The organism is Agrobacterium genomosp. 2 str. CFBP 5494, assembly GCF_900013495.1.
GTDB classification, from domain to species: Bacteria; Pseudomonadota; Alphaproteobacteria; order Rhizobiales; family Rhizobiaceae; genus Agrobacterium; species Agrobacterium pusense.
Window position 1 is genome coordinate 2,505,759 of the sequence record NZ_LT009718.1, and the last position, 16,333, is coordinate 2,522,091.

Sequence of the window (16,333 nt, forward strand, 5' to 3'; positions counted from 1 at the left end):
TTCTCTGGCCGCATCGCCCCGCTGGCCGATTCTTGAAACTCAACTCTGAAACCTCCGGCTTGCGCCCCGAGGCTACTCAAAAACTCTCTTTCAGCCATTGCCCCACCCGGGCTATCCGGCCGCTACCGTTACCAAACGGCGAGAACATTCCGCCTTGCGCCGCATGAATTTCGATATCCGCCACCTGCGGATAGATCATCAGTCCGCAGGCGGTTGAAAACGCTGGGCCCTTTGCCGCGACCGGAAGACCAGCCACGCCCATGGGGCGGCCGATGCGAACGTTGCGGGCAAGAATGCGCCGCGCCGTTTCCGGCAGCCCCGTCAGCTGGCTCGCGCCGCCGGTCAGGACGACGCGCTTGCCGACGATGGGGCTGAAGCCGGACTTCTGGATACGATCACGGATCAATTCCAGCGTCTCTTCGATACGTGCCCGCACGATGCGGGTAACCAATGCTCTTGAAACTTGCGATGGTTGATCGCGATCATCTTCGCCAATCGGCGGGATCGAAATCATGTCGCGCTCATCCGCGCCATTCAGCAAAGCCGAACCATGCACCACCTTCAGTCTCTCCGCATCTTCGATTCGTGTCGAGAGGCCTCGTGCAAGATCTGTCGTGACGTGATGGCCGCCAAGGCCGATCGCGTCCGTATGGATGAGCCGGCCCTCGGCAAAAACCGAGATCGTCGTCGTGCCGCCGCCCATGTCGATGGCGGCGCAGCCGAGTTCGACTTCATCGTCCACCAGTGCGGCAAGACCGCTGGCATAGGGCGTCGCCACCATGCCCTCGACGGAAAGATGCGCGCGGTTGACGCAAAGTTCGAGGTTCTTCAGCGCCGTGCGTTCGACAGTCACCACATGCATGTCAACGCCGAGAAGATCGCCGTACATCGACAGCGGATCGCGAATGCCGCGCTCGCCATCCAGCGAATAGCCCGTTGGCAGCGAATGCAGGATCGCCCGGTCCTGACGCATGGACTGCTGACTTGCCGCCACCAGAACCTTGCGCAGATCGCTTGCTTCCACTTCCTGGCCGCCGAGATCGATGCTCGCGGTGTAGATATCGCTCGCCAGGCGGCCGGCGGAAACATTGACGATCAGGCTGTCGACGGTCAGGCCCGCCATGCGCTCAGCCGCATCGACTGAAAGACGGATGACGCCTTCCAACGCGTCGAGGTCGGCAATCACGCCTGACTTCACGCCGCGCGAACGCTGGTGGCCGATGCCGATGATTTCGACCTTGTGGGTGCGGCCAGGCAGGATTTCGCTTTCCTGACGGGGCGTCAGCCGGCCGATCATGCACACGACCTTGGTCGAGCCGATGTCGAGCACCGAAACGATGTGGCTGCGCTTGGAAGAAAGCGGCTTCAGACGAGGCAGACCAAAATGGGAAGAACCGAAAAAGCTCATGTGTTCTTCTCCGCTTTCTTGAGAGCCTTGGTGCGTGCATCGACGGCAGCCTGGCGGCGCTCGGCGGCACCTTCGGTCAGCTGGATCGTCGTACGGTCGGACAAGCGCAGGTCCACGGCAGCGACATCGCGCGACAGAACTTTCTCTTCCAGATCGAGCCGCGCGAGCAACTGCAGCGCCTGCGGCAGGTTTTCTTCTGGCAGCTTGACGACGATGCCGTTGTCGAGATGCAGGTCCCAGCGGCGGCCGGCGATACGCACGTAGGCTCGGACGCGGCTGCGGATTTCCGGCCAGTCAGCCAGCTGCTCGACGAAACCGGCAGCACCGGTTTCCGCATCGCGGCCCACGAAAAGCGGCAGCGAGGCAAACTTGTTGTCACGCAGCGGCGCAATGACACTGCCGCTCTTTTCGATCAGCGACAGCTCCGAGCCGTGCTGCCAGATGCCAAAAGCCTCACGCTCCTTCAGACGAACCTCGACCGTCTTCGGATAGATCTTGCGGATATCGACATCCTCAACCCAGGGAAGCTGCACCAGCTTGCGGCGCGCGGCGTCGATGTCGAGCGCGATCAGGGACGTGCTGCCATCGAGACCGAGAAGCTGGAAGACATCGATTTCGGAGGTCTGCAGGTTGCCGGAGACCTTCACGTCCTCAACGGCGAAACCGGCCGCGGAGGTCGTTGCCTGCGTGACGATATTCGTATGGCCGCCGAGTGACATGCCATAAAGCCCGGTCGCCGCATAAAAGGCGACGGCCGCAATCGTACCGGTATGGGCGGGAATGTGGATACGTCCGGTCGCAAGGCTGACGCCGAAACGCACGACGCGACGCAGCGGACGCGGCAACACCATGCGATCGTCGGCACTGGCCGCCGCCGCGAATTGCTCGCGCTTTTTTGCCGTCGACTTTTTGCCGATCACCGCAAACACGAAGCGTCCTCCACCATCCAGCTGACAAGGTTACCAAAGGAGCGGCCAGCATGGGCCGCCATTTCAGGCACCAGGGAGGTCGGCGTCATGCCCGGCTGCGTATTCACTTCAAGCCAGATAACTTCGCCATCTTCTGAGAAACGGTCGTCGTAACGAAAGTCTGAACGGCTTACGCCACGGCACCCGATCGCCCGATGCGCCATAACCGCCAGTGTTTGAATTTTTTGGTAAATTTTCGGTGAAATTTCTGCGGGAATGACATGTTTCGAGCCACCAGCAGCGTATTTCGCATCGTAATCATAGAAATTGTGACCGAGCGGCACCACTTCGGTGACGCCCAGCGCCTCGCCGTCGAGCACCCCGCAGGTCAGTTCGCGGCCATGGATATAACGCTCGACCATGACATGGTCGCCGTATTTCCATTCAGAGGACGTGAGTATCTGCGGCGGGTGCGACTGGTCTTCCTTGACGATAACGACGCCGAAGCTCGAGCCTTCGCGCACCGGCTTCACCACATAAGGCGGCGCCAGCGGATGTTCGCTGGTGAAATCGAAGCGGTTCATGACTCGCTCGGCGGCGACAGGAATGCCGGCAGCAGCAGCAACCTTCTTGGCCTGCGCCTTGTCCATCGCAAGCGCCGAGGCGAGCACGCCGGAATGGGTATAGGGAATGGCGAGATATTCGAGGATGCCCTGAATGGTGCCGTCTTCGCCGAAGGGCCCATGCAGCGCGTTGAAAGCGACGTCCGGGCGCAGCGCATCAAGCACGGCGGCGACATCGCGACCGACATCGACACGGGTGACCTTGTAGCCCTCGTCTTCCAGAGCCTGCGCGCAAGCGTTGCCCGACGACAGGCTGACCGGCCGCTCCGACGAAAATCCACCCATAAGAACAGCTACGTGCTTGCCGCTCATCGATACCTCTGACACCAACTCTCCGTTACGGACCACGCTCCGAACCGACCGGATTTCACAAACCGGTGATTCTGGCACATGACCCTTGAGACCAGTTAAACGCCATTAAGGTTAATGAATCGTTTACTTTCGTTAACCGCCGCGCCCAACATGCCGAGTTTGTTAAAGAATCAGCATTGATCCGAATTCCCTCCTTGGAATCAGAGAGTTGCGCGGAATGCAACATGCAGGTTTTCAATGATCGGAAATAAAACGACGCCGGCGCGTCTGCTGCCGCGCGACAAAGGCAAGGCCGAAACGTTAACAGACAGGATTATTCCCCAGGCAAATTATCTGCCGTTTCAGGGTTTTAAAACCGCAGCCTGAATCAGTCTCTCAATCGACGAACGTTTTCCGAGGCCGTGACCACACGTGTCGCCCTGATGGATCACATTATCTGCATTATTTCTTTTTTAGCATTCCATAAGAACAAAAATTGCGTTAACGCAGATGTCGCCTCCCAAGGCATGACATTGCAATCATCCAAAATGGAACCAATACCATGACCGACGCGATATCTCCGGTATCGCCGACCGCTGACAATTCGAACGCTGTAAAGACAAATTCGCCTGCACGAGTTCTCACTGCCAGTCTGGTCGGTACGACCATCGAGTTTTTCGATTTCTACGTTTATGCCACAGCCGCAGTGCTCGTGTTCCCGACATTGTTCTTCCCGAATAATGATCCGATGACGGCGCTTCTGGCGTCCTTTGCGACGTTCTCCATCGCCTTTTTCGCCCGCCCCCTCGGCGCCGTGGTCTTCGGCCACTATGGCGACCGCGTTGGCCGCAAGACGACGCTTGTCGCGGCGCTGCTGACCATGGGTGTCTCGACGGTCGTGATCGGCTTGCTGCCGTCCTATGAGACGGCCGGCGTTCTGGCGCCGCTGCTGCTCGCACTTTGCCGCTTCGGCCAGGGCTTCGGTCTCGGTGGCGAATGGGGCGGTGCCGTCCTGCTCGCGACGGAAAACGCCCCTCCCGGCAAGCGCAGCTGGTACGGCATGTTCCCGCAGCTTGGCGCACCCGTCGGCCTGTTCCTCTCGTCAGGCGTGTTCTGGATTCTGCTGCACTTCATGTCGCAGGAAGCGCTTCTCAGCTGGGGCTGGCGCATTCCCTTCGTCGCCTCGATCATCCTGATCGCCGTCGGCATGTGGGTTCGCCTGTCGATCACCGAAACGCCCGACTTCCAGAAGGCCATCGAAAAGGAAGAACGTGTGGCCGTGCCGGTTGCGGAACTGTTCCGCAACCACAAGCGCAGCCTCGTGCTCGGCACCTTTGTGGCGCTCGCCACCTTCGTGCTCTTCTACATCGGCACGGCCTATCTGCTCTCCTACAACGTCAAGGTCCTGAAAATTCCGTTCCTCGACGCGCTGGAAGTGCAGATCCTCGGCTCCGTCGTTTTCGGTATCTTCATTCCGATTGCCGGCAAGCTTGCGGAAAAATTCGGTCGCCGCGAAATTCTGATCCTGACGACAGTGCTGATCGGCCTGTTCTCCTTCCTGCTGCCCGGCCTGATGACCGGCAGCGAAGGCTCGATCTTCGTCTTCGCGGCTCTCGCGATGATGCTGATGGGCATGACCTACGGCCTGATCGGAACGGCGCTCGCCGCCCCCTTCCCGACCCGCGTCCGCTATACCGGCTCTTCGATCACCTTCAACATGGCCGGCATCTTCGGCGCGTCGCTGGCGCCTTACATCGCCACATGGCTGCAGGTGAACTACGGCATGGGCTATGTCGGCTATTACCTCTGCGTATCCGCGCTCATCACGCTGGCCTGCATTCTTCTGTCCCGCAAGGACGAAGTCTGAACCCGGACCAGCGATCAAAGAAGCCCGCGAAACCTTGGTTTCGCGGGCTTTTTCTTATCCGACTTGATCTTTATCTGACTTCTTCAACCTTCACGCGACAGCCTGACGCCGCTCGACATATCCGGTCAAGCAGACGCGGTTGCGCCCGCCTCCCTTTGCCCGATAAAGCGCCAGATCGGCATCGTGCATGACCTTGTCGAAGATTTCGGCATCGCCGCGGAAAGCCACCCCGATGGAAATCGTGACCGGGATCTGCAGATCCTGGTATTCCACGGGCGTGGTAGCGATCGCCGCGCGAACCTTCTCGCACATCTGCGTAAATGCCAGCCTGCCAATTTCCTGCACGACCACGAACTCCTCGCCGCCCAGGCGGGCGACATGCGCGTCAGCATCGAAATGCTCCCTTATCGTGCGGGCGACGCTTGAAATGACAAGATCGCCGACGAGATGGCTGTAAGTGTCGTTCACAGATTTGAAGTGATCAATGTCCAGAAAGGCAACGCAATAGTCGCTGCCAAGTTCGGCGCAGGCTGCATAGAGGCCAAGCCGGTTGCTCAAGCCGGTCAATGCGTCGGTATGGCTTAGATGCAGAAAGCGTTCGTGCGACTGTGCAAGAAGCTGAACTTCCTTTGCATTCAGCCAACTGACGAGGAACGTCACCGTAAATGCGACAGCGCTCCCTAGCGTTACGCTTAAAAATAGACCGTTGACGAGATCCGTCACGAACCCGAGTTTTGCTAAGAGAGACAGGCCACCCGTGCACATCAGGACCACGATGATCGTCACAAGGCATGCGATACGAATGGAGAATTCCAGTGGCTCAAGGCGCCGGCGGCCTTGCGGCGCCGCTACCGAAAAACTAATCATTTTGATCTGTTTTTTCCAAAGACCCAACATCATATCAAAATTGCCTAAGTCACCGATGCGCTAACATTCCCAAATAAAAAGTATTTAATATCGCGGGTCGATATTTAGTCTCGCCCGCCGAAGTTTTCCTTCCTGACAGTATAGCAAAAAATATTGATCGACCGTTACGATAAGCGAAACGGCCGATCAATATTAGTATCTTTCTAGATAGAGCGAGGGTTTGGTATCAGGCCCCGAGGAAAGGCTCAACTTCGCGGCCCGGCATGAACAACCCCAGGCGCTTGATTTCCCATTCCAGCCGGATGCCCGATTTGTCAAACACGCGCTTGCGGATGGTCTCGCCCAGATATTCCAGATCGTAACCGGTCGCATGGCCGGTATTGATCATGAAATTGCAATGCAGTGATGACATCTGCGCGCCGCCGATCACAAGACCACGACCGCCCGCCTCATCGATAAGCTCCCATGCGGAATGACCTTCGGGGTTCTTGAAGGTCGAGCCACCGGTCTGTTCGCGGATCGGCTGCACGGTTTCGCGGTGATGACGCACCGCATCCATATCGGCGCGGATTTTCGCCTTGTCCTCGGGATAACCCTCAAAGAGCGCACCGGTGAAGATCAGGCCTGCGTCGGCGCCGGAATGGCGATAGCTGTAGCCCATATCGGCATTGGAAAGCACATGCTGGTTGCCCTGACGGTCGACCGCATAGACTTCCACGACACGTTCACGCGTCTCGCCGCCGTTTGCGCCCGCATTCATGCGCAGCGCTCCGCCGATGGAGCCCGGAATGCCGTAATAGAAGTGGAAGCCGCCAATGCCATTATCCATGGCCATGGCTGCTATATGCTTGTCCGGGCAGATCGCGCCCGCCTTGATGCGGTTTTCACCGGCAAGCTCCACCTGGCCGAAGCCCTTGGCGGACAGGCGCACGACCACGCCCGGAATACCGCCGTCACGCACCAGAAGGTTCGAGCCGACGCCAACCACGGTCAGCGGCACATCTTCCGGCAGAATTTTCAGGAAGGCAATCAGATCATCCGTATCGTGCGGCTGGAACATCACCTCCGCAAGACCGCCGGCTCTGAACCACGTCACACGGTCCATAGGCGCATCCGGTGTCAGACGTCCCCGCAATTCCTTTACCCCGTCGCCGAGCCTCCCCAGCAATTTAACCCCATCGACCTGTCTCATTCAGACTTTCCTGATATGCTCTTCAATTCCGAAGGCAGCGACGCTGCCCATTGCGTGATATTCCCAGCCCCCAAGAGAACCACGAAATCACCCGGATTCGCAATGGCTGCGACCTGTGACGCAAGGTCCTCCCGCTTTTCGAGGAAACGCGCGTCACGGTGGCCAGCGGCCTTGATGGCCGAAACCAGCGCTTCGGAGCTTGCGCCTTCGATGGGATCTTCACCCGCTGCATACACCGGAGCAAGAAGAATCGTATCGGCATCGTTGAAACAATGCGCGAAATCATCAAACAGGCTCGAAAGACGGCTGTAGCGATGGGGCTGGTGCACGGCGATGATGCGGCCCTTGCAGGCTTCCCGCGCCGCCTTCAGCACAGCCTTGATCTCGACCGGGTGGTGACCGTAATCGTCAAAAACCTGCACCCCGTTTGCTTCACCCGTCAGCGTGAAACGTCGCTTGACACCACCGAAGGAGGCAAGCCCCTTCTTGATGTCGGCTTCCGAGATACCGAGACGATTGGCAACCGCGATTGCCGCTGTCGCATTCGAAACGTTATGGCGGCCCGGCATCGGCAGGACGAGGTCCTTGAAAGAGAAAATCTTGCCGGTGCGGCGACGGCGGATTTCCACGTCGAAGACCGAGCGCGTACCGTCGATGCGGACATTCGAAAACCGCACGTCGGCCTGCGGGTTCTCGCCATATGTGATGACTTTGCGGTCTTCGATGCGGCCAACCAATGCCTGCACTTCGGGATGATCGAGGCACATGACGCCGAAACCGTAGAAAGGCACGTTCTCGACGAACTGACGGAATGCGGCGCGTACGGCGTCGAAATTGCCGTAATGGTCGAGATGTTCCGGATCGATATTGGTGATGACGGCGACGTCGGCCGGCAGCTTCAGGAAAGTGCCGTCGGACTCGTCGGCCTCCACCACCATCCACTCACCCTCACCCATGCGGGCATTGGTGCCATAGGCATTGATGATGCCGCCATTAATGACGGTCGGGTCGAGATTGCCGGCTTCCAAGAGCGTGGCGACCATGGAGGTCGTCGTCGTTTTGCCGTGCGTGCCGCCGATGGCGATCGCGTTACGGAAGCGCATCAGCTCGGCCAGCATTTCCGCGCGGCGCACGATCGGCAGGTGCTTTTCCCGCGCGGCGACGAGCTCCGGATTGTTCTTCTTGATCGCGGTCGAAACGACGACGACCTCTGCATCGCCGATATTGTCAGCCGTGTGGCCCACAAAAACCTCGATGCCCTTGTCACGCAGACGCTGCACATTGGCGCTGTCGGCCTGGTCCGATCCCTGTACCCGGTGGCCGAGATTGTGAAGCACTTCGGCAATGCCGCTCATGCCGATCCCGCCTATGCCGATGAAATGCACAAGGCCTATGGCTTTCGGCATCTTCATGCCCCAACTCCTTCAATATTCTTCTTGAATTCCTGTACGGACCGGCCGGAGGCAATCGCCTCCACCAGATCGGCCAGCACATCCGCCGCGTGCGGTTTGCCGGTTGCCTTCGCCGCCGCCGCCGTTGCGGAAAGCCGCTCGGGTTCGGCAAGCGCCGAGGACAGCAGGCCGGAGAGCTTCTGCGGCGAGAGCTCCGCCTGCTTGATGACGCTTGCCCCACCCGCCGCCGAAAGCGCAGCCGCGTTCGCCGCCTGATCATGATCCAGCGCATGCGGATAAGGCACGAGGATCGACGGACGGCCGATCACCGAAAGCTCCGATACCGTCGAAGCGCCCGAGCGGCTGATGACCAGATCGGCCTCGCCGATACGCGACGCCATATCGCCGAAGAAAGGCGAAACATCCGCCTTCACGCCGAGCTTCTGGTAGGACGCGATGACGCTGTCCTTGTCTTCCGGCCGCGCCTGCTGGGTGACGACGATGCGCTTGCGCTGCTCGTCTTTCAGGAGGCAGATTGCGGCGGGTACCGCGCTCGAGAAAAACTGTGCGCCCTGGCTGCCGCCAAAGACAACGAGCTGGAAAGGCTCGCCTGTCTGCGAGGCGGTGTAGGGTATTTCAGAGGCGGCCAGCACCGCTGGGCGCACCGGATTGCCGGTCGCGACGGTCTTCTCGGAATATTGACCATTGGCGGGCGGCAGGAAGCCGCCGGCAATTGCCTTTACCCGCGCGGCAAGTGCCTTGTTGGCGCGGCCCATCACGGCGTTCTGTTCGTGAATGATCGACGGTACTCCAAGCCCGGTGGAGGCCAGCAGCGGCGGCACGGTGGGATAACCGCCGAAACCGACAACCGCGACCGGCTTCAGTTTTGCGACCAGCCGACGCGCCGCGCGCAGGCCAACCCAGAGCTTCCAGAGCGAACGCGCCACGGAAATTGGGTTTTTGGAGCCGATGGTGGCAGACGGAACCACATGAATTTCATCTGCCGGAAACTTGCCCGCATAACGCTCGGCGCGGCTGTCGGTGACGAGATGCACCTGATAACCGCGTGCCTTCAGCGTATGCGCCAGCGCTTCTGCCGGAAACACATGGCCGCCGGTTCCACCGGCGGCAAGAAGAACAATACCCTTGCTCATGATCGTTTACTCCGCGGGAACGCCGGAACCAACGCGGAAGAAACTCCGCTCCTGCGCCCGCTTTTCAGGTCTGTGGCGTGTCAATGCCAGAAGGAAACCGGCGGTCACGCATATCGCCATCATTGACGAACCACCATAGGAAATCAGCGGCAAGGTCATGCCCTTGGCAGGCATCAGTTCCAGATTGACGCCGATATTGATCATCGACTGCATGCCGATCTGCAGCACAAGGCCAGCCACGGCGAAGCGGCAGAAATCATCCTTTTCCTTGAAGGCGTGCGACAGGCCGCGCAGCACGATGAAGGCGAAGATGGCAACAAGAAACATGCAGAAAACGATGCCGAATTCTTCCGCCGCAACCGAGAAGATGAAGTCGGTATGGCTATCGGGAATGATGCGCTTGACGATACCCTCACCCGGTCCGCGACCGAACCAGTCGCCGCGAATGATCGCTTCACGTGCCGTGTCCACCTGGAACGTATCGCCCTCACCCGTCCAGAAACGGTCGATACGGCCGGCCACGTGCGGCAGCATGAGATAGGCGGAGATGATGCCGCCGACGCCGAGACCACCGAGCATGATGATCCAGAACCACGGCACACCCGCCATGAAGAACATGCCGCCCCAGACAACGGAGGTCAGGATCGTCTGGCCGAAGTCAGGCTGGGCGATGAGAAGTGCGGCCACGATTCCGAAGGTGATGATCGCAAAGAGATTGCCCGGAATTTCCGGATGGCGCGCCCGCTCTGCAAAAAGCCATGCGCAGACGATGACGAAAGCCGGCTTCATGAATTCCGACGGCTGGATCGAGAAAGTGCCGATGGAAATCCACCGCCGCGCGCCCTTCACCTCGATGCCGAAGAACAGTGCAAAGATCATCATCAGCAGCGAGGCAATCAGCATGATGACCGCCACGCGGCGCACCTGGCGCGGCGACAGGAAGGACAAGCCGACCATGATCGCCAGCGATGGCACCATGAACATGGCCTGACGCTCAACGAAAAAGAAGCTGTTGAGGCCGATACGCTCGGCAACGGCCGGCGACGCCGCGAAGGACAGCATCAGGCCGATGCCCATCAGCGCGATGAATGCCGCCAGAAAGAAACGATCGATGGTCCAGAACCATTCCGCGACCGGACCGCGATCAACTCGGCTTACCATGGCCTTCAGCCCCCTTTTCCAGAGTGAACGAGCATCGTCATGCCATCGAGCGCCGCGACCTGCGCGACAAACGAATCACCTCTGACTTCAAAGTTCTTATATTGATCGAAGCTTGCGCAAGCCGGGGACAACATCACGATATTGCCGGGCGTCGCGTCTTTTTCCGCATCCGCCGCCGCATGCTGCACGGCCTTGTCCAGGGTGCCGGATATTTCGTAGGGCACCGCTTCACCGAGCGTCGCTGCAAATTCCGCCGCCGCCTCGCCGATCAGATAGGCTTTTGCGACGCGCGGGAAAAGCGGTGAAAGGCTGGCAATCCCGCCGGCCTTCGGCAGACCGCCGGCGATCCAGTAAATGCGGTCAAAGCTCGAAAGCGCAGGTGCCGCCGCATCGGCATTGGTGGCCTTGCTGTCATTGACGAAGGTGACATTGCCGCGTCGGCCAACCGGCTGCATGCGATGCTTGAGGCCGGGGAAGGATTTGAGACCTGCACGAACTTCATCCTCGGAAACACCGACTGCAAGGCAGGCCGCAATTGCCGCCGCCGCATTTTGCGCATTGTGGCTGCCGCGAAGCGTCTGGATACCATCGAGATCGACCAGTAACGACGAAGTTCCCCCATGCGCCCGCAGGATGCGGTTGCCCTCGGCATAAAGACCTTCGGAAACGACATTGCGTTTGGAAATGCGCTCAACCCTGACGCCGGCACGCTCAACGCGATCGGCAATCAGCGTCGAGTAGCTGTCGTCGACACCGACAATCGCCGTGCCGCTGCCGGCAACAAGCCGTTCCTTGACGTCGGCATAGTGCTGCATCGTGCCATGCCGGTCGAGATGATCGGGAGTGAGGTTGAGAAGAATGCCGGCAGTCGGATTGATCGTGGGTGCCAGGTCAATCTGGTAGGATGAGCACTCAACAACGTAGAAGCGTCCCGCCTTCGGCGGATCGAGGCTCAGTACCGCCGTACCGATATTGCCGCCAAGCTGCGTATCGTGACCAGCTGATTTCAGAATATGTGCGATCAGCGCCGTGGTGGTCGACTTGCCGTTGGTCCCGGTAATCGCAATGAAGGGGCAATCCGGCGCGTGGGCACGACGTTCTCGGACAAAGAGCTCGATATCGCCGATGATCTCGACGCCGGAGGCTTTCGCCAGATCGACGGACCAGTGCGGCTTCGGATGCGTCAGCGGCACGCCCGGTGCCAGCACGAAGGAGGAGAAACTCGACCAGTCAATCGTCCGAAGATCCGCCGTCTTGATGCCCTCGGCCTCGGCCTTTGCAACGCTGTCAGGATTATCATCGAAAGCCACGACGTCGGCACCGCCGGCGACCAGCGCCCGGGCCGTGACAAGACCCGAACCGCCGAGCCCGAAAAGAGCGACTTTCTTACCCTTGAACGACGTGACCGGGATCATCGCTTACCTCAGCTTCAGGGTGGCGAGGCCAAGCAGCGCGAGGCCAACGGAAATGATCCAGAAACGGATGACCACCTGGCTTTCCGTCCAGCCCTTTTTCTCGAAATGGTGATGGATCGGCGCCATCAGGAAGACGCGCCTGCCGGTGCGCTTGAACCAGAAGACCTGGATGATGACCGACAGGGTTTCCATGACGAAGAGACCGCCGACGATGACCATGACGATCTCGTGCTTGGTGGCGACTGCGATGGAGCCGATCAGGCCACCCAGCGCGAGCGAACCCGTATCGCCCATGAAGATGGCGGCGGGCGGCGCATTGAACCACAGAAAACCGAGGCCGGCACCGATGACGGCGCCGACAATAACGGCGAGTTCACCCGTGCCGGGCACGAAATTGATCTGCAGGTAATTGGCAAAAACGGCGTTACCGGCGAGATAGGCGATCACACCGAAGGTGGCGGCCGCGATCATGACCGGCACGATGGCGAGACCATCAAGACCGTCGGTCAGGTTCACCGCATTACCCGCGCCGACGATGACGAAAGCACCGAAGAGCACGAAGAAATAACCGAGATTGATCACGAATTCCTTGAAAAAGGGAAAAGCGATGGAGCTGCCGAGCGTGCCGCCATGCGGCGCGGAAGCGAGCGCCATCTTCATCATGAAGAACACGGCAATCGCCGCGATCAGGAATTCGATGCCGAGACGAGCCTTGCCGGAAAAACCCTTGTCGCTCTGTTTCGTCACTTTCAGATAATCGTCATAGAAGCCGATGGCTCCGAAACCAAGCGTCACCATTAGAACGGCGACGACATAGACGTTCGACAGGTCGCCCCACAGAAGCGAACCGCCGAGAATGCCGGCGAGGATCATCAAGCCGCCCATGGTCGGAGTGCCGGCTTTCTTGAAATGCGTCTGCGGCCCATCGGCGCGGATCGGCTGGCCTTTGCCCTGACGCACGCGCAGCGAATTGATGATGGCCGGTCCAAACAGGAAGACGATCAACGCAGAGGTGAACATCGCCGCCCCCGCCCGGAAGGTGATGTACCGGAACAGGTTGAAGATTTGAATTTTATCCGACAGTTCGACGAGCCAGATCAGCATAATTGCCCTTTCAAAAGGCTATTTCAGACTTGGCGTTCCGTCTCGGGGAATGCCGGATACTTGTCAAGCAGGGCGGCGACAATCTTGCCGAAACCGAGGCCAAGTGACGATTTTACCATCAGCGCGTCTCCCGGTTGCACCCATTGCAGGGCGAAATCGGTGAGTTCCGCCGTCGTCGGGAACCAGATGACGGTGACGCTGTCAGGCAGCGCGTCCCGCAAAGCGGCCATCGCCTCGCCTGCCAGCCACACATGTTCGATACCCGCCGCAAGCAATGGCCCGGCCAATTCCTCATGCAGTTGCGCCGAAAATTCGCCCATCTCCAGCATGTCGCCGAGGACGGCAACGCGACGGCCATGGCCCTGCGTCGGCGTTTCCGCCAGCACCGCGATCGACGCCCGCATGGAGGCAGGATTGGCGTTGTAGCTTTCATCAATCAGAAGGAAGGAGCCGCCGTTGATCAGCAGATGGTGGCGCTGGCCACGCCCCTTCACCGCCTCAAGCGATCCCAGCGCTTCGAAAGCGCGGTCGAGATTGGCGCCCGTGATCGCCACGGCGCCGAGCACCGCCATCGCATTGTCCGCAATGTGCCGGCCCGGAATGTTGAGATGCAGCTCGCTGGTTTCGCCGTTCAGGATCGCCCAGATCGTCGAGCCCGTCGTCGTGCTCTCGAAATCCGCGAGGCGGAAATCCGCCTTGGCATGCTGACCGAAGGTCAGGATGTGTTCGATGCCCTGCTCCTGCGCCGCCTCTTCAAGCTGCTCGAACTGGGCATTGTCACGATTGAGGATGACGGAACCGCCCTGCTCCACGCCCTCGAAAATCTCCGCCTTGGCGGCGGCGATCTCTTCGATGTTGTTGAAGTTGCCGAGATGGGCAGGCGCGATGGTGGTGATGATCGCCACATGTGGGCGGACCATCTTCACCAAAGGCCGGATTTCGCCGGAATGGTTCATGCCTATTTCGAACACGCCGAATTCAGTATCGGCGGGCATGCGGGCAAGCGTCAGCGGCACACCCCAATGGTTGTTGAAGGAAGCCACCGCCGCATGCACCCGGCCCGATGGCGCGAGCGCCTGCCGCAGCATTTCCTTCGTCGTCGTCTTGCCGACCGAGCCCGTCACCGCGATGATGCGCGCCGATGTTCTTTGACGCGCCGCGATGGCAAGCTTGCCAAGGGCTGCAAGAACATCTTCGACCACGATCATCGGCACCGTCAGGCGGCCGAGCGCTGGCAGCTTGGCTTCAGCAACGACCAGAAGTCCTGCCCCGTTGGCAACCGCGAAACTCGTATAGTCGTGACCGTCGACACGATCACCCTTGATGGCGAAGAAAGCTTCACCCGGCTTCACCGTCCGGCTGTCGATGGAAATGCCGGTGATTCCTGTCGGCAGGTTGCCCACCGGGCGTCCTGCGGTGATGGCGATCATATCGGCGACTGTCCATAACCAGCTCAAATTTTCGATCCTTCCAGCGCTGCCAGTGCAGTGCGCACCTGTTCATGATCGGAAAAAGGCAGTGTCACGGAGCCAACGATCTGCCCTTCTTCATGCCCTTTGCCCGCGACGATCAGCGTATCGCCATGCGACAGCATCGATACCGCATGGCGGATCGCCTCGGACCTGTCGCCAATTTCCAGAGCGTCGGGCGCCGCCGCCATCACCTCGGAGCGGATCGTCGCCGCGTCTTCCGAGCGCGGATTGTCGTCCGTGACGATGACGATGTCGGAAAGACGGGTCGCGACCTCGCCCATGATCGGGCGTTTGCCCTTGTCGCGGTCGCCGCCGCAGCCGAAAACGGTGATGATGCGGCCGGAGGTGAAGGGCCGGACCGAGGTCAGCACGTTTTCCAGCGCATCGGGCTTGTGGGCGTAATCCACATAGGCAAGCGCGCCGTTTTTCGTTTGTCCCACTAATTCGAGACGGCCGGCAGCGCCGACAAGCTTTTCGAGCGCCTTGAGCGCCGTTGCGGCGGGAACACCCGTCGACATGGCAAGACCGGCGGCAACAAGCGCATTGGCCACCTGGAAATCACCCGCGAGCGGGATATCGACTTCGTGGATGACGCCGTCATGATGCACTTCGATCATCTGCTTGTGGCGGAAATGCTCAACGCGCTTCAAAGCGAGATATTGCCCGTTCCGTCCGACGGTGCGGACATCGAGACCCGCTTCGCGCGCCGCATGAACCGCCTTGTCCGACCAAGGGTCATCGGCGAAGATCACGGCGGGAGCGCCTTTTTCCATCAGCGTATCGAAAAGCCGCATCTTCGCGGCCATGTAATCCTCGACGGTCGGATGGTAATCCATATGGTCGCGGCCAAGATTGGTAAAGCCGGCGGCAGAAAGGCGCACGCCGTCGAGGCGGCGCTGGTCGAGACCGTGGCTGGAAGCTTCCATCGCCGCGTGGGTGACGCCCTCGCTCGCAAGCTCGGCCAGAAGCGCATGCAGCGTCACCGGATCGGGCGTCGTCAGCGCGCCATAATCCTCCCGGCCGGGAGCGATGACGCCGGTTGTGCCGATCTGGGCTGCGGCATGGCCGGCGAAAGCCCAGATCTGCCGCACGAAGGAGGCAACCGAGGTCTTTCCCGCGGTGCCGGTGACGGCGACCATGGTTTCCGGTTGTTTTCCGTAAAAGCGGGAGGCGGCAAGGGAGAGATAAAGGCGTGGGTCGGTCACGACCAGAACCGGCACTTCGGCTTCCACCGCGTGCCCGGAAACAACGGCAACGGCACCCTTGGCAACCGCATCCTTTACATAGGTCGCACCATCAGCCTTGGTGCCAGAAACCGCAACGAACAGGCTGCCCGGCGCAGCCTTGCGGCTGTCTGCGGTGATCCCCCCGATTTCGATCGCCCCGATCTCAGACAGGAGCAATTCTTTCAATTCCGGAAACGCATTTCCGGATATATCTCGCAAATTCATCGACTGTTTCCGTCTTGTCCCCCCGGCAC

At 59.9% G+C, this 16,333-nt stretch carries 14 protein-coding genes; 2 read left to right on the plus strand and 12 right to left on the minus strand.

All coding sequences use genetic code 11. The annotated features are described in order from the left end of the window. Positions 1-76 precede the first annotated feature (76 nt). From ftsA to AGR2A_RS12655, 3 genes are read right to left on the minus strand one after another with little or no spacing between them, the layout of a single operon-like run. On the minus strand, positions 77-1,408 hold the full coding sequence (gene ftsA, locus AGR2A_RS12645) for a cell division protein FtsA (protein WP_004442783.1): 1,332 nt from the start codon (positions 1,406-1,408) through the stop codon (positions 77-79). Continuing rightward, on the minus strand, positions 1,405-2,337 hold the full coding sequence (locus AGR2A_RS12650; protein ID WP_022556596.1) for a cell division protein FtsQ/DivIB: 933 nt from the start codon (positions 2,335-2,337) through the stop codon (positions 1,405-1,407). Before AGR2A_RS12650 ends, ftsA begins: the two co-directional genes overlap by 4 nt. Then, positions 2,325-3,251: a D-alanine--D-alanine ligase gene (locus tag AGR2A_RS12655; protein WP_004442785.1), complete on the minus strand. Its 927-nt coding sequence runs from the start codon at positions 3,249-3,251 to the stop codon at positions 2,325-2,327. The genes AGR2A_RS12650 and AGR2A_RS12655 overlap by 13 nt, the downstream gene beginning before the upstream one ends. A 237-nt stretch (positions 3,252-3,488) precedes the next feature. Between AGR2A_RS12655 and AGR2A_RS30065 the strand changes: the two genes are divergently transcribed. Further along, positions 3,489-3,617 carry a hypothetical protein gene (locus AGR2A_RS30065; RefSeq protein ID WP_257784223.1) on the plus strand — a complete coding sequence of 43 codons (129 nt, stop codon included), beginning with the start codon at positions 3,489-3,491 and terminating at the stop codon, positions 3,615-3,617. Between the two features lie 175 nt (positions 3,618-3,792). Further along, a complete protein-coding gene (locus AGR2A_RS12660) occupies positions 3,793-5,097 on the plus strand; it encodes an MFS transporter (protein ID WP_004442787.1) in 1,305 nt (434 codons plus the stop codon). A 90-nt stretch (positions 5,098-5,187) separates the two neighbouring features. Here AGR2A_RS12660 and AGR2A_RS12665 read toward each other — a convergent pair whose 3' ends face one another. The 9 genes from AGR2A_RS12665 to AGR2A_RS12705 form a co-directional block, all read right to left on the minus strand. Next, the gene (locus AGR2A_RS12665; protein ID WP_072494638.1) at positions 5,188-5,997 is read right to left on the minus strand and encodes a GGDEF domain-containing protein; all 810 of its coding nucleotides are present in this window, start codon (positions 5,995-5,997) and stop codon (positions 5,188-5,190) included. A gap of 193 nt (positions 5,998-6,190) precedes the next feature. After that, positions 6,191-7,156: a UDP-N-acetylmuramate dehydrogenase gene (gene murB, locus AGR2A_RS12670; RefSeq protein WP_004442789.1), complete on the minus strand. Its 966-nt coding sequence runs from the start codon at positions 7,154-7,156 to the stop codon at positions 6,191-6,193. After that, positions 7,153-8,568: a UDP-N-acetylmuramate--L-alanine ligase gene (gene murC, locus AGR2A_RS12675; RefSeq protein ID WP_004442790.1), complete on the minus strand. Its 1,416-nt coding sequence runs from the start codon at positions 8,566-8,568 to the stop codon at positions 7,153-7,155. The genes murB and murC overlap by 4 nt, the downstream gene beginning before the upstream one ends. Beyond that, on the minus strand, positions 8,565-9,701 hold the full coding sequence (gene murG / locus AGR2A_RS12680) for an undecaprenyldiphospho-muramoylpentapeptide beta-N-acetylglucosaminyltransferase (RefSeq protein WP_072494639.1): 1,137 nt from the start codon (positions 9,699-9,701) through the stop codon (positions 8,565-8,567). Before murG ends, murC begins: the two co-directional genes overlap by 4 nt. 6 nt (positions 9,702-9,707) lie before the next feature. Continuing rightward, positions 9,708-10,862 (minus strand): putative lipid II flippase FtsW, encoded by a 1,155-nt coding sequence (gene ftsW / locus AGR2A_RS12685; RefSeq protein WP_004442795.1) that lies wholly within the window; start codon positions 10,860-10,862, stop codon positions 9,708-9,710. A 5-nt stretch (positions 10,863-10,867) separates the two neighbouring features. Continuing rightward, positions 10,868-12,277, minus strand: a complete 1,410-nt coding sequence (murD, locus tag AGR2A_RS12690) for a UDP-N-acetylmuramoyl-L-alanine--D-glutamate ligase (protein WP_072494640.1) — start codon at positions 12,275-12,277, stop codon at positions 10,868-10,870. A 3-nt stretch (positions 12,278-12,280) separates the two neighbouring features. Then, a complete protein-coding gene (mraY, locus tag AGR2A_RS12695) occupies positions 12,281-13,381 on the minus strand; it encodes a phospho-N-acetylmuramoyl-pentapeptide-transferase (RefSeq protein ID WP_003522196.1) in 1,101 nt (366 codons plus the stop codon). 23 nt (positions 13,382-13,404) lie between these two features. Further along, positions 13,405-14,838 carry a UDP-N-acetylmuramoylalanyl-D-glutamyl-2,6-diaminopimelate--D-alanyl-D-alanine ligase gene (locus AGR2A_RS12700; RefSeq protein ID WP_072494641.1) on the minus strand — a complete coding sequence of 478 codons (1,434 nt, stop codon included), beginning with the start codon at positions 14,836-14,838 and terminating at the stop codon, positions 13,405-13,407. Then, positions 14,835-16,304, minus strand: coding sequence for a UDP-N-acetylmuramoyl-L-alanyl-D-glutamate--2,6-diaminopimelate ligase (locus AGR2A_RS12705; RefSeq protein WP_004442802.1), 1,470 nt, complete (start codon positions 16,302-16,304; stop codon positions 14,835-14,837). The genes AGR2A_RS12700 and AGR2A_RS12705 overlap by 4 nt, the downstream gene beginning before the upstream one ends. Between the last annotated feature and the right edge of the window lie 29 nt (positions 16,305-16,333).